We start from the raw sequence: 21,007 nt of genomic DNA, 5'->3' as shown, positions 1-21,007 counted from the left end.
TTTTTACCGGGGGTTGTGTTCATATACCTGATGGTTGTTCTGAGCAGTTAACCAACTTTTCACTTCTTGATTGACTTCAACAGGTTTTTGCCAGTGGAGAACATGTCCCGTCTCAGGTATTGGGCTAATCCGACATTCACCTTTTAATTCTGCCCTTAATAGATCGGCACCTTCATTTCTTACGGCTTCCCCTTCTGGAGGCTGTGTTGCTCTTAATAGGTAGACAGGCGCATCCACTTCATTTAGTACTTCTCGAAATGGCTCCATGTACATGGCCTTCATAATCGCACGTACTGTATCTTCACTTGCTTTCATTCTAACCTTGTTACTTTCTATAGTCATATCAGCATGAACCATTTGCTCTATTGCACTACTCCACCTACCAATTTCTACTCTTTTCTTATCTTCATATTCTTTTATTGAACTAAATTGATTTCCATTTACCCATTCGGACATTTCACTCAACAAATCTTCAAGTGTTGTGGATGGATCGTCTGAAAGTTCAACATACCCTCCATCTAGCATGACGATACCATTTACCATGTGTGGATATCGCTTACTATAATGAAGAGCTATTGCTGCTCCCCACGAATGACCAATAATATATACTGGAGAATTACTTACGCAAGAAATGAAGTTATGAACCCATTCAGACATCGAGTCATAAAAGTAGGACTGTTCATCATTAAAACCGATCGTTTTCCCATGCCCTGGAAGATCAATAGAAATTAGATGAAAATCCTCTTTAAGAACTTCAGCCATTTCATTAAATCCTAAGGCATTATTAGTCAAACCGTGGAGACAAAGCACATGGGGCATCGTTGGGTCTCCCCATTTGAAACCATGTATACTTTCTCCATTTACCTTAATATCAAACTCCTTCATGATGCTATCATCCTTTCGTTTATCCATAATTAACCTATTCGACTAGGAGGAATCATTCCCTTTACCTAGAAATGAGTTTGTTAAGAAATACTAACGCATCAGGAGGTATAAGATGGAAATAAGAAAAGCTGTAGTAGAGGACGCTTCCGAAATTGCATTTGTTCATGTAAACAGTTGGAGAACGACATACCAGCGCCTTATTCCTGATGATTATCTAGCTTCATTGGATGTTCAAATTCGTGAAGCACGATGGCGAAAATCCTTAGAAGAAGGAAATACTATATTTATCGTTGTGAATCATGAGAATAATATCGTAGGTTTTGCGAATGGTGGAGGAAATAGAAATACAAAATATCCCTATGACAGTGAACTTTATGCGATTTACATGTTAGAAGAAGCACAACGACAAGGAGCAGGTAGCCAGTTAATTGCTTATGTTGCAAAACACTTAATAGAAGAAGGGTTTCACTCTATGCTTGTATGGGTGCTGAATGGTAACCCCGCTGCCCAATTCTACGAACATTTACATCCAGTTCGGATTGCAGAAGAAGAAGTTACAATTGGCGGTAAGACATTACAGGAAACAGCATTTGGCTGGGATGATTTGACTTCACTGCTTAAAAACAACTTAATATAACAACAACAAAAGCCGTGATTCTCACGGCTTTTTCTACTTACTTTACGTTTTCTTTTTCTTTATATGGATGAGCTTACGAATTATTTCAACACTTTGAAGAACTACAAAACTATTTTTTGAACTTTTCTTTCTTAAAAAAGATCGAGCGTATTGATTCTTTCTACTGCTTCCTTAAGTCGATCTTCAGATGTGAGTAGTCCAACTCTTACATACCCTTCACCAAATTCTCCGAAGCCATTACCTGGCGCTACTACGATTTGCACGTTCTCCAAAAGATAGTCAGCAAATTGTTCTGAAGTAAAGCGATCAGGTACCTTTAACCAAGCAAAGAAAGACCCTGATGGTGAAGTGACATCCCACCCAATTTCATGTAATCCATGAATTAGGACATTACGTCTTGATTCATAAGTCGCACGTAGTTCTTCGACACACTCTTGAGATCCAAGTAGCGCTTCTGCAGCTGCTTCCTGAACCGCACTAAACAGACTAACATAAAAATGGTCCTGCAAAAGGTTAATACTTTCGACAACAGATGGGTTACCAACAGCAAACCCCACACGCCACCCTGCCATGTTATAAGTCTTCGAAAGCGTATAAATTTCAATTCCAACATCTTTTGCTCCCTCAGTTTCAAGAAAACTCATTGGACGTTTACCATCAAATCCAATTGCCCCATAAGCAAAATCATGTACAACGCAGAGATCGTGCTGGTTTGCGAATGATACTGTCTCATTGAAAAAAGCTTCGTTTGCTTGAGCAGCAGTAGGATTATTCGGGTAATTCAAGAACATAAGCTTTGCTTTCTGAAGTAATGCATTTGGAATAGATCCATAGTCTGGTAGAAAGTCATTTTGCTCTAATAGAGGCATCATATGCATATCTGCTTCAGCCATCGCAACTCCCGACCAGTAATCCGGATAGCCAGGATCGGGAACTAATGCAACATCTCCTTGATTCAGTAAGCACTGACTAACTTCAACAAGCCCAGCCTTCCCACCAAATAAGACTGCTACTTCTGTTTCTGAATCAAGATCGACACCAAACTCTCGCTTATAAAAATCGGCTGCAGCCTTTTTCAAGAAAGGCTGCCCTCGAAATGGCGGGTATTTGTGATAAGCAGGCTTTTTAGCGGCAGCCTGTAATGATTCGATGATATGCGACGGTGTAGGTTGATCAGGGTTTCCTTGACCTAGATTAATAATGTCGTATCCTGCCTCTACATAGCGGTTCACTTTCCCTGCAAGCTTAGCAAAAAATTGTTCCGGCAAACGCTTGAGTGCATCTGAAGGCTGAAACTGTTTCATGTGTTATCACATCCTGTTAAAATATTCGTTAAATTCTAGTAATTTATGTTATCTTGTATACACAATCATGTAAAGCAAATTTTCTAAAAGCTTGAGGAGGACGTTTAGATGAAAAAGCTTGCCCTGTTGCAATTTGATATTGCATTTGGTAGTCCTGAGAAGAATTTTGAAAAAGTGAAGCAGCTAGTATCTGAAGCTGTAGCTAGCAAACCAGATATCATCGTTTTGCCAGAATTGTGGTCGACGGGATACGACTTATCGAGACTTGATGAAATTGGCGATAAAGACGCCAAGAAGTCGATCGCCTTTCTGTCGAATCTCGCAAAAGAGTATGAAGTGAACATCGTTGGTGGCTCTATTCCGAAACAGCAAAACAACGAAGTCACAAACACCATGCTTGTATTCAACCGAGATGGCGAGCTTGTTCACGAATATAGCAAAGCACACCTTTTCCGTTTGATGAACGAAGAAAAGTATCTTGTTTCTGGAAATTCCAAAAGTCACTTCACATTAGAAAACCTACCGTGTGCAGGGTTCATTTGTTATGATATTCGGTTTCCAGAATGGCTTCGCCTGCATGCAATTGAAGGTGCACAGGTTTTATTCGTCCCTGCTGAATGGCCAGAACAGCGGACAGATCACTGGCGGGCGCTACTCATTAGCCGAGCAATTGAGAACCAATGTTATGTAATTGCCTGTAACCGCGTAGGTTCAGATCCTGATAATGCGTTCGGTGGTCATTCCTTGATTATTGATCCATGGGGCAAGATTGTATCTGAAGCAGGAACCGATGAAACAATTCTAATAGGCTCAATTAATGAAGACGAAATTTCTTCAATTAGAACTCGCATTCCGATTTTTGAAGATCGCCGTCCAGATATCTACATCTGATTCAACAGAAACTTCAGTACCTAGCCTATTCATTTACGTTCTACCAGAATAACCGAGAAATTAGTATATAACAAAATGGCGGTCCACTTACACCGCCATTTACCAATCAATGGGATAATTCCCTATCTGAGAACCTGTTCTTCCAGAGATAACGTGTTTATGGTTATCTTCAGAAAAAGTCTCCCCATCAAAATAGTGAAAATGTTTTCCTGAATGAAGTGGAATTGGGGGGCCAGATTGAACGCTATATCTATGCTGGTGCCCGTCTTCCTGAATCGTTAATCCTTCAATTTGATGAACATGCTGATCGTAACCAGTTCCATTCACGGGAAACGAAAATCCGATAAGAATTGAATGGTTATGGTCATTACGCTTTTCGATACGACCTTTAAAATGATGTGAATGTGCAAAGGGCAAAGCATTCCATTTCACTAAAATGATCTCCTCCTTCCCCCACCTATAGAAACATCTATGCGAAACTTCATCTCAAATACCTGTTTCTTAAACAAATAATCAATAAACCAAAGGAAGCACACCTTCATCATCGAATAGTAAAAGAACAACCCTATACTAGAAATATTAGAAAGAGGTGGAGTATGGCTTCTTTAACAATCTTTGGACATCGAGGATCTTCCGGAACACATCCTGAGAATACGTTAATTTCTTTTCAAGCCGCTAATAAAGCTGGAGCTAACGGCATTGAACTGGATGTTCAATTAACCAAAGATGGTATACCAGTTGTTATCCATGATGAGCGCGTTGATCGAACGACCAACGGAGTTGGATGGGTTAAGGATTTTCTCTACGAGGATTTAATTCGACTTGATGCAGGTCAATCTTTCTCGAGTCGTTTTCAAGGAACACCGATACCTTCATTAGATGAGGTACTTGAATGGATTACTTCTACAACACTATCCCTGAACATTGAGCTGAAGACTGGCTATGTTTCTTATGAGGGCATTGAAGACAAAATACTTGCCCTTCTCAACCATTATCAACTTAAAGATCGATGTATTATTTCATCGTTCAATCACTATAGTGTAAAGCATATAACACAAACGGATTCGCCCCCAGAAACGGCTATTCTGATTATGGAGAAGTTAGTTGAACCGTGGGACTATTTAAAGAAAGTAGGAGCTCATGGCCTTCACATTGAATGGCAATCCTTAGATGAGGATTTAATGCATAATACTCAAAAACGAGGAATTCCTGTTCGAGCATTTACTGTTAATGATCAAAAAGAGATTCTGAAAGCACAAAAACTTGGTTGCGATGCCATCTTCACTGACTTTCCTGCCTCATCCATTCAATCGTTTTAACCTTGCCCACCCAAAATGTGCATATGCCTAATTCCGCAATCCCTTTCTTCAACATACGTTATTAGGGAAGAAACGGATATTGACGGGAGGATTTATCATGAGCGGATATGGTCAAGGTTTTGCGTTAATTGTAGTTCTATTTATTCTTTTAATTATTATTGGCGCATCGTATATTTCTTAATTGAAAGTATTTGTGACGACCTCATAATACAAAAAAAGGCTTCCGCAGAATTAGAGCGGAAGCCTTTTTTCATTATACTTTATCTTCTTTACAAACTTGTATTCGGATTTGCCGAAGTATTCCCTGGCGTTCTAGTTTCACTTCCAGGAACATTTGTTGGCTCATATCCTTCTTCACCAGATACTTCCTGTCCGGCGTCTTTTACTTTACTTCCAATATCCTTCAAGTCTTCTCCCGCTTCTTTTGCAGTTGAAAGAACTTCAGTTGAATCTTCCTTAACCTGGTTGACCTGATCCATTACGTCATCGTTTACTTTCTCGTAAAGAGACTGTGCATCATTCATCGCTTCTTTTAATACAGTTGATGCTGATTGAATACGATCCATCCAGTCATCTTTTACTTCACTTGGATTTTCTTTCACACGGGAATAAAAACCTTTTGATGAACTCTTTACATTTCCAGCAGTTGAACGCACTTTGTTACGTGTCGTGGAATCAAGCATAGCAACAGCTCCACCTACAATCGCACCAACCAGAATACCTTTAACTAGTTTACCGTTTTTCTCTTCGTTAACTGTTGTTGTCGTTTGCATGACTATTCCTCCAATATGATTTATCGTAAATTACTTAGCTAGTTTTTTCTTTCCCTTTGTGGTAAATACTAAACTAATAAAGTGAAACTTCCATCAGAGGGAGTTCTTCCTCCTCTGATGGTTAGTTGAACCAATCGGACCTTTAGGGGCAGTTACCTCCCACCTATTCATCTTGATTAGCTTACATTTTGAGGTGGGGGTTACCCGCCCCCTTAATTTACATCAACTTCCTTCTTCGCATAGTAAAGAGCCTCTGTTATAATAGACAGCGTTGTATGACAGCAGTTCGGAACCTTCCTGCTTCAACAAAACTAAAGGAGGAATAGATATGAATAGCATGGATAAAGCTTGGCTACCATCTTCTGGTCCAATGCCTCGCCCAGAAAGTGTAGAGCAAGCAAGAGAAGTAATAAAGAATGAAGCATTTGATGCACCGAACGTACAAGAAATTACGTTTAATGCACTTGAATTTACAGCCGTATGCCCTAAAACAGGACAACCTGATTTTGGACGTGTTGAAATTTCTTACGTCCCAGACGAAAAATGTATCGAATCGAAATCACTGAAGTTCTATCTTTGGTCTTATCGTGATGAGGGTAGTTTCTGTGAAACGCTCGCAGCTCGTATTGCTGATGATGTGGTATACGCGATTGATCCTTTGAAAGTAACAATTACTGTGTACCAGTCTGCTCGAGGTGGTATTGAACTTAAGACAACCGCTGTACGAGAGAAGGCTACTTCTTAATATGAAAAGTGAACTCATCGACCGTAGTCTTATTCTGTTCAATGTACTATTTGCTACTTCGATCGTGATTGCAAATGTACTTGCAGGCAAAGTGGTAATGATCGGTAATTTCGTCATTCCAGCTGCTGTCGTTATGTACGCCTTTTCGTTTCTATTTACAGATATTATTCATGAGCGTTATGGGAAAGAAGAAGCTACTCGAACCATTCGTTATGGCTTTGCGGCTCAAATCTTCGCAAGCATCATGATTTTTCTAGGCATGCTTCTACCAGTTGCTCCATTTGCCTATGATACTCAGGCTGCCTACGAGATTCTTCTTGGCCAGAACTATCGTTTTGTTCTCGCTAGTCTTGTAGCCTATCTTGTATCACAGCATGTGGATGTATACATTTTCTCAAAAATTAAAGAACGAACTGCGGAGAAGCATAAATGGCTTAGAAACAACGCCAGTACTTTCGGCTCTCAGCTAATTGACACAACGATTTTTATCACCATTGCTTTTATTGGTTCTGTACCAAATATTTGGATAATGATCTTATCTCAATTCGTTATCAAGATGGCGCTTGCGCTATTAGATACACCAATCTTCTATTTGCTTACTAAACTATCGAATCAGGACCAAAAGCAATTAAACATAGAAAAGCCTCTGGAGACCTAGCTCCAGAGGCTTTTCTATTGAACTGGTTGTTTTTTCTCGTCATCAATTCGGTTGCGTACATAGAAGTGGACGATCTCTTCAATATAAGTCTTCAAATCAGGACAAGTAATCCCCACACTAGAGAGCAATTCGCTTGAGCGAGTACTGTCATAATGAGCATTGCATTCAAAATAATCTATTGTTTCCTTAACCACATCAAGTCGTTTCCGAAGTGATTTCACTGATAAGGCATTTAGGACAACAAATTTCGGAAGTATCCACGATGGTTTTTTATGAAGAAGAAGCTCGCAAAACATTTCATATAACTTCTTAGCAGGATATGGAGCTGGATCGGTTAAATGAAACGTTTGATTTACAGCTTCATCACAGTGAGCAAGATACGTTGTTGCAGAAATCACAAAATCGACAGGAACAAGGTTTACGAAAGCATCTCCCTTACCAAGGAAAGGAATCGGCAATCTTTGAACTTGATCGAAAAATCGTAATATGTAATACGGTCCATCAAATTTCGATGTTTCTCCTGTCTTAGAATCCCCAATCACAATTCCAGGTCTTACAATCGTTACAGGAAGCGAAGAATGCTCTACTATGACTTCTGCTTCATATTTTGTATGTTCATAGTGATTTTTGAACGCTTGACCCTTACTTAATTCGTGCTCATAAATCGTTTCTTCTCGATTACCTGAGACAAAAGCTGTGCTAAAGTAAATAAACCGTTTGAGATTTGATAAGTCTTCACAAAGTTCAACTACATGACTTGTTCCTTCCACATTTGTGCGCCAGGCTATGTCTGCAGGGACAGCAAGATCATAAATGGCGGCAAGATGGAAAACATGTGTGACAGTTTCATTAATCACTTCTCTATTAACTGGATCAATACCCAAACCTCTCATTGTAATATCACCTTCAACTAGTTGAGCATTTAATAGCTGAAGATCCTCTTTCACCAGTTGCGCTTTTTCTAGTTGACCTTCTTGTACAAGAAGGTAGTAAAAGGCAGAGGGATTCTGCTTTCTTAATTCTTTCACAAGATGAACGGCAAGAAATCCAGGAAAACCTGTAATGAAATAGATACTCATGAGCGTACTCCTTCCGTATCACATTCGTATTTAACTATAATTGGACAAATAAACTCCAATTCCTGCCAGTTAAGAGATTGAATGTGTGAAAAGAGATGGAAATCAAATAAAAAACCGTCATGAATGACGGTTTTCTACTTCCTTATATACCATTTTGGTTTGCTAGTGTCATTGTAACGGTTTGAAGCTTGCCGTTACGATAGAATGTTACTTTCATCTCATCGCCTACTTGTTTACTTGAATAGAGATACTTTCTGAGTTCAGCAGAAGTATTGATCTCATTACCATCTAATTTCACAATAACATCTCTTTCCTTCAATCCTGCTTCTGAAGCAGGTGAATTAGGAGATATTCCCATTAGTACTACTCCAGCTTCTACATCTTTAGGAAGGTTCAACGTTCCTGTCCAATATTGCGTAGGCACTTCTGCTAGTGAAGCAGGTGTTATTCCCATGACAGGACGCTTCACTTCACCGGTTTCTTCAAGCTGATTAATAATTGGCTGTGCATCATCGATTGGAATGGCGAATCCAATACCTTCTACCGAAGCTTCTGCAATTTTTGATGAGTTAATACCGATCAATTGCCCTTTAATATTAATCAGAGCTCCACCGCTATTTCCTGGATTAATAGAAGCATCTGTTTGAATTACATCTGCTTCATAATCCGGTTGCCCATTCTGATCAAGATCTACAGGAATAGAGCGATTCGGATTACTAATGATCCCTTGCGTAACTGATCCTTGTAGAAAGCCAAGTGGGTTACCTACCGCAATTGCAGGTTCACCTGTTTTTAATTGATCTGAAGATCCAAACTCAGCTACTTTCTCGACATTCTTACCATCGATTTCGAGAACAGCTAAATCCATTAAAGGATCTGTTCCCAGTACTTTAGCTTCAATTTTCTTTTCATTGCTTAACGTTACTTCTACTGAAGATGCACCTTCCACAACATGATTGTTCGTGACAACGTAAGCTTGACCGTTCTCTTTTTTGTAAATGACACCTGAACCTGAGGAAGCTGCCTGACCCGACTGATTAGCAGGATCTTCAAGAGAAAAACCACCTTGATAGCTTGTAATACTTACAACAGCGTCCTGCGCTTTTTCGACAGCTGAAGTAATATCTGACGAAACGTTATACGAAACATTTGATGCTGCCACATCTTCATTAGCTGTTGTCGTTACTGCTGCTTGATTTGAAGATGGTTGCTCTATATTTGAAACAAATGGGCCTGCTACAAGCATTACCGACGCTCCAACCGCTGCACCGAACGCACTTGGAAGGAACCAGCTCATCCCTCTTTTCGATTGCCGATTTGTTCTCATATTATTATTTTCATCATAGTAACCCATTATCTGGTCACCCTTTCTCCCCTTTGATTTGTTTATAAATCTATTGTAACGAGAGATGTGGGTCAAATCATAAATATGTGAGAGTTTTGATATTATTTGATATTCTTACGTTATTTCCCTTTATTAAATAGGGGTAGGAAAGCAAAGCGAAAAGGTAGTACCCACGCCTACTTCACTATCAATTCTAATTTTTCCTCCATGCTCTTCGATAATTTTATAACTGACCATCAGTCCGAGACCCGTTCCATTCTCTTTTGTTGAGTAGAAAGCTTTTTCAAGATTAGGTATATCTTTTTGAGGTATTCCAATTCCTCTATCGATTATTTGAACAGTTGTCCACTCCTGATCTTTGAACAGTTTAATTCTGATTTCTCCTCCATCAGGCATTGCCTCAATCGCATTTTTCAGTATATTAAGCAGAACCTGCTTAATTCTCCCGTCTTCTCCCAACACCTGTACCTGTTCATCATAATGAGTATAAATAGATATATACTTGTTTTCAGCTTCTTGTTGAAAAAGATCAACGACGTATGTAATACACTCATGAAGGTCAAGCGGTTTAAGCTTTACTGCCTGTGGCTTTCCGAGTACCATCAGGTCATTTACAATAATATTCAGTCGATCTAATTCCTGTAACATAATCTTTGAGTACTTTGGATTATATTTCTGTTCAACTTCCTGTAGTTGTACAAATCCCTTTAACGAAGTAAGTGGATTTTTTATCTCATGAGTGACTCCAGTCGCAATGCGTCCAATAAAGGCAAGCTTTTCATTATGGGAAGAATGTTCGTATGATTTCTCTACTGCGTTAAGATAACCAATAAATCGATTTAGAATGATAAATGTCACGACTGAGAACAACAACAAAAGCATAATAGGGAGGGCTACTTCAGGAGAAGAAGTGAAAATCCCCATAAAGGCGTACTTACATACTAATCCAATGACAATGACAAAATAATATGTCCGATCCACAAAAATAGGTGAGAATAAGACAAATACCAATTCAACTGGACTACCACTTGCATAAACGTTGTTTGTTCCATGGTATTCTAGTATTTCAATTGTGAGAGAACCTGCCATGAAGACAAAGAAGTATAAATACTTTACGAAAAAAGGCTTTTGCTTTTTAGAAAGATAGATCGAAAGAGGTAACAAAGCTGTTGTTATAACGTAGATCAAAATATGTGCGATCATGATAGTTAAACTTTTATATAAGATAGGTTCTGAATCTGGATTCAAAAGTGGCCTAATACCGAACCTGTACACATCAAATAATACAAACGTTAAATAGAATAAGAAAAAGAGTAATGTGTTAGCTCGCTTTTCCTCTTTGAGATCGATTTCTTTGGGAGGAACCATTTTCATAATATCTCCTTACATTGCGTTATTAGTGACAAATATTACAAAACAAAGCTAATTATAGCATAACTTATTCGACAAAAATCCCCATACTTTTCAAATATTACATATAAGAAAAAACCCTACAAAATGTGTAGGGTTTTACATATACTCATTCTCTTTTTTAAGCTTTTCTTCATCTATTCGATCTTTAACGATGTGGGGTTCAACGGTAAGTCTAGATAACCCTAATCGCTTCATAATTTCATTAACTTCATCGTTATTTACTTTGTCTGTTTTTCTCTCTGGGAACGCCCAATTCACAAGCGCGTTGGCCATTTCTACAGCGTATCCTTTATTTCGATATGCTGGTATCAATTGGTAGCCCACTTCAAGATTATTTGACGATTCCACATTTTTAAATCCCATTGTCCCAATTACTTTTTCGTCACATGTGTGAATAAGAACCCCTTCCCACGTATGACTCACTCTTGAGACAGATGAATCATTTAAATGAAAAGGCAAGAATTCCTCAAATTGAACATTATCAAATTCTTCTGGAACATCAACTTTTAGAAGCTTTTCTAGCTCTTTCTTATTTGCCATTGCTTTGATTAAGTCAAAGGAAAAAGGAATAATGGTCAGACGATCGGTCTGAAGGTAAGGCATTTTCCTCAAAAATCCTCCTTGTGAGTTATTTTCTTTGTAGTATGAAAATGACTTTAATCACTATACCTTAATGCTTTACTTACTGTAAACCATACCCCTAACATTCTTTAATAAACGGAATATTCATTTTTTTGCTACTTTGTCCCTTTCCTTAATAGGATATGCAGTTCATAAGAAAAAGCTGCTACAAATCGTAGCAACTCAATGATTTCTTTTTGAAGCTTTTACAATATCGGTTTCTTCAAGATCAGAAAGACCATTGTTGAGAATTTCTTTATACTTCGAAGCAACTTCACCAGAAATGATTTCTTCCTGCTCAAGTTCAGTTATTTTATCGTATTGTGCATATAGTGAGTGCTTTTTGAGCGTAATTAACTGACTGGTTTTGAGGTCTGGATTTTCTTCTAGCAATCGGTCAAGTTTATTATGGCTCTTATCAATTTCACTTTGATAACTTGTTAGCATTTCAGAGAAGACTGGTTCAGGCACGAATAGTTGGGTTTTTAACTTTCTAATTTCAGAAATACCGGCTTCATGTCGGTGCAAATTAGCCACAATGTCTTCATATTCTTTTGAACCGCTGTGCTTTGCCCTTAATCCGAAGTAACTTATTAATGGTTTAATGGTTAATCCCTGGACGACAAGGGAGAAGAGAACAATACTGAATGTGAGAATAAGAACCGTATCTCTTCCAGCAAAATCACTAGGAAGACTTAATGCTAGAGCTATTGATAGCGATCCTTTTAACCCACCCCAGTTCAGGACGTGTCGCCAAGACCATGGCAGACCTTTAATTGGTAGAGTACTCCCATAAACAGCTATCGTTCTTCCTATTAAGACAATAAGGAGAGCAAGACCTATTGTCCCCCATTGATCTGAGAAATTAATCCTAGTGATTTCGAGTCCGACCATAAGAAACACGATGGAGTTCGCAAGGAGAGCTGCAACATCCCAGAAATTATTAATATTCAAGCGTGTCGTTGGGCTCATGCCAACTCTTGATCCAAAGTTACCAAAAGTTAAGGCACCTACTACGACTGCAATTACTCCAGATACATGTATACTTTCCGCGATTATGTATGCCCCATAGAACAACAGAATACTGAAAATGATTTCAAGTGGATAATCATCAAAATACTTGGTAAGAATGGAAATCCCATACCCAAGTCCACCACCAACAAGCAATCCTCCAACAACAACTTTAATAAATTCGAATGAACCACTTGTGAGCCCACCTAATCCCATATCGATATAAGCAAGGAGAGAGAAAGCAGATATTTTGAAAAGGACAACAGCAAGTCCATCATTAAACAAACTTTCACCTTCAATGACTGTTGACAGCTTGTGGTTTACACCCATACTTTTAAAGATAGACAGAACACTAACTGGATCTGTTGCGCTCATTAATGCTGCAAACACAAACGCTACCGGTATCGAAAGACCGAGCAAAAAATGGGCAGAAAATCCAATTACAATAAAGGAAAGAAATGTTCCTCCAAACGCAAGAGCGATAATTGGTTTCTTGTTCTCATTTAAATGAGAGAACGGGAGCTTTAAAGCTGCCTCACCTAATAAAGCTGGAAGGAAAATAGTTAAGATGACAAAATTAAAAATATCCCCCTCCGTAATAAACATTTTAAGTGGTTCAAGAACCGGGATATTTAAAAGCCCAATTAAAGTGCCAATAATAACAAGTGCAATCGGATATGGCTGTTTCAGCTTTTTGGCGATTGCTGTTATCCCAGCTGCTATCATCGTCAGAATTAATCCCAGTTCGAATATATGATGCATATCTAAATGTTCCATAATCCGCCTCCGATTATTTATTGTTCTCTTATTATAACCAAATTATTATAAGAATGGAAAATCGCGGATAAAGAAAAGAAGAGCCCCCATTTGAGAGCTCTTTCATGTAGAGTAATTTAGTTTACACCAACTTGACTCCAAGCACTTGCAACTGAATTGTACGTTGAACCTGTGCCGTAAAGATCTGAAGTTGCCTGCAATAGAGCAGAACGCGCTGCACTAAAGTTGCTTGTAGGTGTTAAATATACGCTTAACGCGCGGTAGTAAATCTTCTCAGCTTTTGTTTTACCAATGCTCTGGATTGTTAGATAAGCTGCTTTGTTCGGAATTCCGCTGTTTGTGTGAACACCGCCATTATCTGAAGATGTGTAGTAATAATCATCCATATGGGAAGGCTGTCCATACGCATCTGGATTCGAAAGACTTCTAAGCGCATCTCCTGGTGTATTAGGTGTATATACATCTTCACCAAGGAGGAAGTCTCCTGGTTCAACGAAGTATCCAAATACATCGGACATCGACTCATTCAATGCACCTGATTGATCTTTATACTGAAGTCCAGCTGTTCTTTCTGTTACAGCATGTGTAATTTCATGCGCAACGACGTCCTGCGCTCCAGATAGTGGATCGAAAGTTGAACCGTCACCATCGCCATAAACCATTTGAGAACCGTTCCAGAATGCATTATTGTAGTTTGAGCCATAATGAACAGTTGAACGAATTGTTGCACCATTATTGTCATAGCTGTTTCGACCGTGCGTATTGTAATAGTAGTCATAAACCGTACCAGCATAATAGTTTGCATCAACATCTGCACCCTGGGATGTTGCAGTAAACGCGTTATTGCTGTCTACTGAATAGTTCCCTGGAAGAGAAGATCCGTAATTAGCTGTTCTCGTTTCAATGACACCACTCATTGGCTTCGTTGTATCATAGAGATAGTACGTGCCATTAGAATAATACGTATTAAGTGATTTGTAATCACCTAGTACACCATATCCGTAACCTGTTGTTGCACCTTCAGTTACGGCATTATAAGAGTCTACGATCGATCCATCTCGTGCGTCTACAAAGATTTGCCAGTTTGCAGGATATGGATCGATAAACTGAAGCTGTACCTTGTAAGTCATATAGTATTTATTATCTTTTTGATAAACTACTTTTTCACTTTTCTCAATCATATCAGAAACATCTGATTTTTTGACAAAGCTAGGATTGTCACTTACCACGTTCTTAGGCTTCACATCGATATGGCTCCAAGCTTCTTTGACTGCTTCCTTCTCGGAAAGCTTTACTTCAGAATTGCCTTTGAAATTCTCTTCTGCAGCAGGGTGAAGGTCTCCATTGACTGCTACAACTTCGCCTGTTTCATCTGTATGTACGATGAATCTCGCTCCGTCGATCGCAACTCCCTTAACCGTCTGAACATACTCATAATGAGTCATACCAAGATCGTCTGTTGATTCGTTAACAAGTTTTAAATCTTTAGCTTTTACTTTAAATAGGCTCTCATTAGATTTTAAGTATGATTTAACCGCTTTTTCTGTTTTAACACTCTTTTCCGATAGTTTTCCGGAAAGGAAAGATGGCACCTTACGCTCATTTTCCCAATTTTGCTTCACAATTTCCATTTTTTCTAGTGCCTGCTTTTGTTCCGGATTTAAATCCTTTGAAGAAGCAGCAGAAGCAGCAGGTAGGGCTGAACCAAATGCAAGACCAGTCGCAAGAACAACGGCGATTCCTTTTTTCATTTTCATTTCCTCCGTTTCGGAATAGTTAGAATTTTTAGTACATTAGTAGATTATCACAGATTTTTTGATGTTTGTATTGGGAAATATAGTTGTATCCACAGTATTCTATTAAGCTTTTTCAGCTGCCATTTCCCAATAACATTTTGAATTTTAAAATGGTATACTTTATTTACAAGTTTGTTAATTGGTAAACATTTCCATAATTAGGCGGTTACATGCAAATAAGGCAGGCCAATGGCCTGCCTTTCGTATTTATATTGTTATATGATGAAACCATAGTACTATAACCTAAATCATTTACTTCTTTTACCCTTTAAAGCTTGCTTAGCTTAACGCAATAAATGATTCGCACATCAAGTCTATTTTATGAATGCATTCTATTAATTAAACAACATAGGTTTCCATAAATTCCTCTATTTCTTTAGCTGGAATTGGCTTACTATATAAATACCCCTGAACTTCATAACACTCTAGCCCCTTCAAAACAGACAACTGCTCTTCAGTTTCCACACCTTCTGCTATGATGTCTAATTCAAGATGCCTGGCCATTGAAATAATCGTTGTCACTACCGCAAGATCACATGAACTATTCGTAATATCTTTAATAAATAATCGATCAATCTTCAATCGATTGATGGGAAGTTTCTTCATATAATTTAGTGAACTATAACCTGTCCCAAAATCATCCATACTAATTTCTAGTCCTAACTCCCTTAACTTATGTAACTTTTCAATTGTTTCTTCCTCGTTAAACATGGCCATGCTTTCAGTAATTTCGATTTCAAGAGATTCCGGTTCCAACCCTACTTCTGTTAATATCGTATGAATTGTACAAACAATATCCTCTTGATTGAAATGTCGTTGTGATAAATTTACTGCAATCGTTAACTCTTTCTCATAAAGAACATGCCACTGCTTTATCTGCTCACACGCCTGTCTCATTACCCACTTTTCTATCGGGATAATTAACCCTGTTTCTTCAGCTGCCTGAATAAATTCATCTGGAGGAATTAGTCCAATGTTTGGATGTTTCCACCTTACAAGTGCCTCAAATCCAATTACTTTCCCTAGAAAAGTATTTATTTTCGGCTGATAATAAACTACAAGTTCATTTTCGTCGATTGCTCTCCGCAAATCGTTTTCCAGTATAATCTTGTGAAGGGTCTGGTTACTCATTTCTTCTATATAAAAAGCAAAATTATTAGTGGTTTTATCCTTCACATCATACATTGCCATGTCTGCATGCTTCAGTAGCTCAGCTGCATCACTCCCATGATGAGGATAAAGAGAAATGCCTATACTAGCTGTTAATAAACATTCCTGAGTATCAATTAATAATGGCTGTTGAAAGGATTCAAGAACCTGCTTTGCAATTCTAGCAACATGCTGTTCTTCTTCAGTGACGAGAATGGTAAATTCATCTCCTCCTAATCTAGCAACCACGAACCTGCCATTAAGTACCTGCTCTAGACGCTTACCAATTGCTTGAAGCACCCTGTCACCGAACTCATGACCAAATAAATCATTAATACGTTTAAATCGGTCGAAATCTATAAGCATTACGGCAAATGCTTCATGTTCATCTCCTTGAAGAAGTCCATTAAGCTTTTCATTGAAATAACGACGGTTTGGCAAACTGGTAAGCTCATCATGATAAGCTAAGTAATGGATCATCTTCTCTGCTCGATTGTTCTCTGTTATATCCTTAGCAATTCCATAAACGCCAACGATTTTACCACTGATCATAATCGGTACCGTTGAGATATAAAGTTCTTTATGATCTTTCTTTTTTGTTTGGATTTTCACTTCGAATTGATGAACTTCTCCCTTTAAAGACCTATGAAACATTCCTCTAGCAAGTGCTACATCACTAGGAGATATAACTTCATCAAAGGTCATCTTTTTTAATTCGGAAATCGAGTATCCAGTGTATTCTGAAGCAATATAATTAACACTTATAAACCTTCCTTCTGTATTGATTGAAAACACAGCATCAGGATTGTGGTGAAATAGAGATTGAAACTGTTGCTCATTTTTAGCAAGTCTTTCTGACTGCTCCATTTGCCTTATGATTCCTAAACGATCTGGAATATAAATGAGTCCTCCTATACAGATTAAAATAAAGGCAAGAGAAACGAGATAAGGATCAAACTTCTCACTAGGATTTGAAAATGTCGTTTGATCAATCATTCCATAGAACAGTAGGTATGGTAGACATAGAAAGGCGGTGCCTGCTGCAAAAGCCCCTGTAAGTTTCAAACCTTTATAGTAATTTAGCTTCTCTTCTATTTTAATTAAATATAAAAAACGAACGAGACACATGGCAAATCCAATGATTACGATAACCGCTAACACCAAGTGCAAAGGATAAAATGAAATAACTCCATTAAAGTACACGAGGTTTCCAGCCGAAAAAACTACTAGAATCCCTGTAGCTAAAGATAATCCATTACTCAAGTGAAAACGATGTTGCATTGTGTTTTGTGTGACGTTGCGGAAAATTCCATAGCTATTTAACCCACTCAACAAAATCAGAATAATAGCATGAAGAATATAAACTTTCATACTACTTGCAGGGGAAACTGATAAATTCACTAATAAGTTAATAGCATAAAAAGAAAGTCCCATAAAAATCGAATTTAAAATAATCCATTTATTACTGTTAAAATGATCTTCTTTTTTTATTACAATAACAACCGAAATCCCTACATAAAAGGAAAGTAGGGATAGTATAAATCCAGATAAAGTATATAAGTATTCAATATTGTATAAAGAAAGTAATGAATTCATTTAAACACCCGGCCTTCTGCTACCAAACGATAACTGTTTATATGCTCTAAACGTTTGTGTAAATAATGATGAACTCGTTATGAAAGCTGTATTTTATACATAAGTATGGAACAACCATGAACAAGCAGGTGAGCATCTTATGTACAAGAAAATGACAGCCGTTTTCATTGGAAGTATTCTAGTTGGTTTTGGCATCAACGGTTTTCTTGTTCCTAATCATTTAATAGATGGTGGAATGATTGGAATTGGTTTAATTATTAAATATATGTGGGGTTACCAGACAGGACTAACGATTATCTTCTTAAGTATCCCACTCTACATTATTGCATTTCTTTATTTCAGGCCCTATTTCTACAATAGTCTACATGGCTTATTACTATCTTCCTTTTTCATTGATGTTCTTTCACCACTTCGTCATACCTTTGCCTTCTCCATACTCCCAAGCGCCATCCTCGGTGGATTATTTGTCGGTTCAGGTATAGGTTTAATGCTTAAATTTGATACAAGTACAGGTGGTACAGATCTTCTTGCACAATTCATTGCACGTGTACTCTCTTTAAACGTCGGAATGATTATTTTTCTTATTGATGGCTTTGTTATTATTATCGGCTCAAATACCATTGGTTTGAACGCTACAATGTACTCAGCTGTAACTATTTTTGCCGTCGGAATTGCTACCAGCTTGTTAACTCTTCATAAACAACCAACCTAAAGCGCATGCCCTATGGACATGCGCTTTTAGTAAGCGATTTATTTAAAAGGCTCTTTTCTAAAAGATTGTTGACTTTTGTTGTATAAATAACCTCACTTAGCTGATTGGAGCGGAAGGGTGCTCGACTCCTGCGGGACTAGCGGGACAGCAGAGACCACACAGGCACGCCCAAGCGTGTCGAGGAGGCTCAGCGCCCGCCCCGCGGAAAGCGAGCACCCTGTAGCGGATATCAACCACCACTTTTATAGCAAACCATTTAAAATGCTAATTACTAACTTTTTGAGTACTCCAATAATGTTCGCTCATAACATCTGCAATTGCTTTAACCGTTCTGCTAAGTTGTTCTAAGTTATTATCGACGCCACCAATTTCAATTAACAACGCGCTAGGAGATAAATCCTGGTTGTATATTCCATCTACTCCCTGCCCCTTCTTTCCAATTACCCCTCTACTTAGTCCAGGGTATTCCTTCTTTAACGCCTCATGTAAGTCTTTCGCTAACGCCAAGTTTTTCTCATAGTTAGGATTTTCTTCGCCTATGACAAATACAGTACGCGCGTATTCTTTGTTGTTGATTGTCACCGTTGTATCTTTCTCCCTTAATGAATCCCGATGAATATCAATAAATAAATCTAAACCATCATTTCCACCCATCGCAGATTGAACGATTGTTCTAGATACATCGTAAGCCTTTCCATGTTCCCAACCCTTTTTATTTAACAGAGCTCCTATGTTCGAATCATCTACCTGTGTTCCAATTCCTCTGTTCTCAAGTTCTTCACCGAGCATCTTCCCTACTAGCGTTATATTCGTTTTACCATCGTTAGCTAGATTTGCATTTTTCTCTCCTTCTAACCCCAGTAACGGAAGATAGGATTCGTAGCTGTGGGAATGATAAATAAAAGCCACCTTTCGTCCATTCGTTGTATGAAGTGGAGGAGTTACCTGATCCTTAGAATCTTGAATTTGAAGTTTATCAGAAGAAACATCACGCTCTTTCAATAACTCATTAAGTGGCGGTGCTGATTCTACTGGTAGGTTCGTGAAATTTGTTCCTTCACCAGCGACATGAATCTTGGCATCATACAAAGCAAACCCAGGCAATTCCCCACCTACCAAACTTCTAATATCTCCTGGTTTAATGCTCGTAATGAATTGGAAGGCAACAAGGGACAAAGCTGGCGGTTCACTTTCCTCAGGTAAAACCTGCGTCAAATAATGATTTTCAGTCCCCATCCCATATACCATTGCTTCTGTAGAAAAACTTGTGATCCAGTCATGTATCATAGAAGATGAGAGCTGATATTTTGTTTCTGAAGATGAAATAATTCCAGCTAGAATAAATAAAATAACTAGTCCAATAATCGTAATAAATGAAAATGCCCTAATTTGACTGCTGCTTCTATCACTAAACAACTTAATTGAGTTGCTTTTCATCTCTAATTACCTCCCACCATTCCTTTCATTCTTAATCTATTTCTATGAAAAGGATCTTCAATTTAGAAGATTTTTTTACTAGCAAACATAGAAAGGCTTTCGTCATTCAGAAAGGTAGAACGAAAATGTATTTGATAATTGGATGTGTGAAAAGTATGATAAAGATGAGGATACAGGAGGTGAACAGAATGGGAAAATCATCCGCATATATAAGTGCAACAATTTTGTTCCTTGTCTTGGTTGTAGGATTTACATACTGGCTTTCCACAACCGAAGAACATGCTGGAGGTGGCGAAGGTAGCCACAGTGAGCAATCTGAAGAAGGCGGTGATTCTGCTGGAGGAGAAGCTGAGCAAATCTTTGCACAAAATTGTGCTTCATGCCACGGAGAAAACCTTGGTGGTGGTGCAGGACCTGCACTTGAAGCAGTTGGCGGTAAATATTCCAAAGACGAAATTCTTGGCATCATTAAGAATGGTAAAGGTGGCGGAATGCCAGCAGGCTTAATTGAAGGAAAAGAAGCAGAGTTAGTAGCAACATGGCTTTCTGAAAAGAAATAAAGTGAAACTTCCATCATAGGGGGGCTTTCTCCCCTATGATGGTTAGTTGAACCAATCGGACCTTTAGGGGCAGTTTCCCCACCTAAACGTCTTGATTCACTCACGTTCCGAGGTGGGAGGTTACTGCCCCTTAAGGGTGGGATAAAGTGAAACTTCCATCAGAGGGGGGCTTTCTCCCCTATGATGGTTAGTTGAACCAATCGGACCTTTAGGGGCAGTTTCCCCCACCTAAACGTCTTGATTGACTCACGTTCTGAGGTGTTTACTGTCTCCTTAAGGATGGGATGAAAGCGCTCTAT

The 21,007-nt window shown here is 38.4% G+C and carries 20 protein-coding genes; 8 read left to right on the top strand and 12 right to left on the bottom strand.

What is annotated here, in order from left to right:
- Positions 1-3: 3 nt before the first annotated feature.
- Positions 4-885 (bottom strand): alpha/beta fold hydrolase, encoded by an 882-nt coding sequence (locus tag FBF83_RS16735; protein ID WP_205665331.1) that lies wholly within the window; start codon positions 883-885, stop codon positions 4-6.
- 112 nt (positions 886-997) lie between these two features.
- Here FBF83_RS16735 and FBF83_RS16730 point away from each other — a divergent pair, with 112 nt between their 5' ends.
- The gene (locus FBF83_RS16730) at positions 998-1,522 is read left to right on the top strand and encodes a GNAT family N-acetyltransferase (RefSeq protein WP_136948283.1); all 525 of its coding nucleotides are present in this window, start codon (positions 998-1,000) and stop codon (positions 1,520-1,522) included.
- 131 nt (positions 1,523-1,653) lie between these two features.
- Here FBF83_RS16730 and FBF83_RS16725 read toward each other — a convergent pair whose 3' ends face one another.
- A complete protein-coding gene (locus FBF83_RS16725) occupies positions 1,654-2,826 on the bottom strand; it encodes a pyridoxal phosphate-dependent aminotransferase (protein ID WP_136948282.1) in 1,173 nt (390 codons plus the stop codon).
- A 108-nt stretch (positions 2,827-2,934) separates the two neighbouring features.
- On the opposite strand from FBF83_RS16725, the gene FBF83_RS16720 reads away from it, so the two are divergent.
- Positions 2,935-3,717 carry a carbon-nitrogen family hydrolase gene (locus FBF83_RS16720; protein WP_136948281.1) on the top strand — a complete coding sequence of 261 codons (783 nt, stop codon included), beginning with the start codon at positions 2,935-2,937 and terminating at the stop codon, positions 3,715-3,717.
- 99 nt (positions 3,718-3,816) lie between these two features.
- Here the strand turns inward: FBF83_RS16720 and FBF83_RS16715 are convergent, their stop codons facing one another.
- Entirely contained in the window at positions 3,817-4,149 is a 333-nt protein-coding gene (locus tag FBF83_RS16715; protein WP_169525576.1) for a YmaF family protein, read from the bottom strand.
- A 164-nt stretch (positions 4,150-4,313) separates the two neighbouring features.
- Between FBF83_RS16715 and FBF83_RS16710 the strand changes: the two genes are divergently transcribed.
- Both FBF83_RS16710 and FBF83_RS16705 read left to right on the top strand, forming a co-directional pair.
- Positions 4,314-5,036, top strand: a complete 723-nt coding sequence (locus tag FBF83_RS16710) for a glycerophosphodiester phosphodiesterase (RefSeq protein WP_136948279.1) — start codon at positions 4,314-4,316, stop codon at positions 5,034-5,036.
- A gap of 97 nt (positions 5,037-5,133) precedes the next feature.
- The gene (locus FBF83_RS16705) at positions 5,134-5,217 is read left to right on the top strand and encodes a YjcZ family sporulation protein (RefSeq protein WP_136948306.1); all 84 of its coding nucleotides are present in this window, start codon (positions 5,134-5,136) and stop codon (positions 5,215-5,217) included.
- Positions 5,218-5,305: 88 nt separating this feature from the next.
- Here the strand turns inward: FBF83_RS16705 and FBF83_RS16700 are convergent, their stop codons facing one another.
- Positions 5,306-5,809, bottom strand: a complete 504-nt coding sequence (locus FBF83_RS16700; protein WP_205665330.1) for a YtxH domain-containing protein — start codon at positions 5,807-5,809, stop codon at positions 5,306-5,308.
- A 328-nt stretch (positions 5,810-6,137) separates the two neighbouring features.
- Between FBF83_RS16700 and queF the strand changes: the two genes are divergently transcribed.
- Together queF and FBF83_RS16690 are read left to right on the top strand one after the other, a co-directional pair.
- Complete coding sequence (gene queF, locus FBF83_RS16695) at positions 6,138-6,554, top strand: preQ(1) synthase (RefSeq protein ID WP_136948278.1); 417 nt, start codon at positions 6,138-6,140, stop codon at positions 6,552-6,554.
- 1 nt (position 6,555) lies between these two features.
- Entirely contained in the window at positions 6,556-7,212 is a 657-nt protein-coding gene (locus FBF83_RS16690; protein WP_136948277.1) for a queuosine precursor transporter, read from the top strand.
- A gap of 14 nt (positions 7,213-7,226) precedes the next feature.
- Here the strand turns inward: FBF83_RS16690 and FBF83_RS16685 are convergent, their stop codons facing one another.
- The 7 genes from FBF83_RS16685 to FBF83_RS16655 all read right to left on the bottom strand — a co-directional run bounded on the left by FBF83_RS16685 (position 7,227) and on the right by FBF83_RS16655 (position 17,999).
- The gene (locus tag FBF83_RS16685; RefSeq protein ID WP_136948276.1) at positions 7,227-8,291 is read right to left on the bottom strand and encodes an SDR family oxidoreductase; all 1,065 of its coding nucleotides are present in this window, start codon (positions 8,289-8,291) and stop codon (positions 7,227-7,229) included.
- Positions 8,292-8,433: 142 nt separating this feature from the next.
- Entirely contained in the window at positions 8,434-9,645 is a 1,212-nt protein-coding gene (locus tag FBF83_RS16680; protein WP_136948275.1) for a S1C family serine protease, read from the bottom strand.
- Between the two features lie 123 nt (positions 9,646-9,768).
- The gene (locus tag FBF83_RS16675) at positions 9,769-11,010 is read right to left on the bottom strand and encodes an ATP-binding protein (RefSeq protein ID WP_136948274.1); all 1,242 of its coding nucleotides are present in this window, start codon (positions 11,008-11,010) and stop codon (positions 9,769-9,771) included.
- Positions 11,011-11,145: 135 nt separating this feature from the next.
- A complete protein-coding gene (locus FBF83_RS16670) occupies positions 11,146-11,652 on the bottom strand; it encodes a GNAT family N-acetyltransferase (protein WP_240688141.1) in 507 nt (168 codons plus the stop codon).
- A gap of 201 nt (positions 11,653-11,853) precedes the next feature.
- A complete protein-coding gene (locus FBF83_RS16665) occupies positions 11,854-13,458 on the bottom strand; it encodes a cation:proton antiporter (RefSeq protein ID WP_136948272.1) in 1,605 nt (534 codons plus the stop codon).
- Between the two features lie 116 nt (positions 13,459-13,574).
- A complete protein-coding gene (locus FBF83_RS16660) occupies positions 13,575-15,209 on the bottom strand; it encodes a M4 family metallopeptidase (protein WP_136948271.1) in 1,635 nt (544 codons plus the stop codon).
- A 384-nt stretch (positions 15,210-15,593) separates the two neighbouring features.
- Positions 15,594-17,999, bottom strand: a complete 2,406-nt coding sequence (locus FBF83_RS16655; RefSeq protein WP_136948270.1) for a putative bifunctional diguanylate cyclase/phosphodiesterase — start codon at positions 17,997-17,999, stop codon at positions 15,594-15,596.
- A gap of 139 nt (positions 18,000-18,138) precedes the next feature.
- Here FBF83_RS16655 and FBF83_RS16650 point away from each other — a divergent pair, with 139 nt between their 5' ends.
- Positions 18,139-18,711: a YitT family protein gene (locus FBF83_RS16650; RefSeq protein ID WP_136948269.1), complete on the top strand. Its 573-nt coding sequence runs from the start codon at positions 18,139-18,141 to the stop codon at positions 18,709-18,711.
- 264 nt (positions 18,712-18,975) lie between these two features.
- Here FBF83_RS16650 and spoIIP read toward each other — a convergent pair whose 3' ends face one another.
- Positions 18,976-20,148: a stage II sporulation protein P gene (gene spoIIP, locus FBF83_RS16640; RefSeq protein WP_136948267.1), complete on the bottom strand. Its 1,173-nt coding sequence runs from the start codon at positions 20,146-20,148 to the stop codon at positions 18,976-18,978.
- Positions 20,149-20,336: 188 nt separating this feature from the next.
- On the opposite strand from spoIIP, the gene FBF83_RS16635 reads away from it, so the two are divergent.
- Positions 20,337-20,708: a c-type cytochrome gene (locus tag FBF83_RS16635; RefSeq protein ID WP_136948266.1), complete on the top strand. Its 372-nt coding sequence runs from the start codon at positions 20,337-20,339 to the stop codon at positions 20,706-20,708.
- Positions 20,709-21,007 lie beyond the last annotated feature (299 nt).

The sequence above is a fragment of the Guptibacillus hwajinpoensis genome (assembly GCF_005144865.1).
Classification (GTDB): domain Bacteria; phylum Bacillota; class Bacilli; order Bacillales; family Guptibacillaceae; genus Guptibacillus; species Guptibacillus hwajinpoensis_A.
The sequence above is the reverse complement of the archived record's forward strand: the minus strand, read 5'-3'. Positions and strand labels throughout refer to the sequence as shown.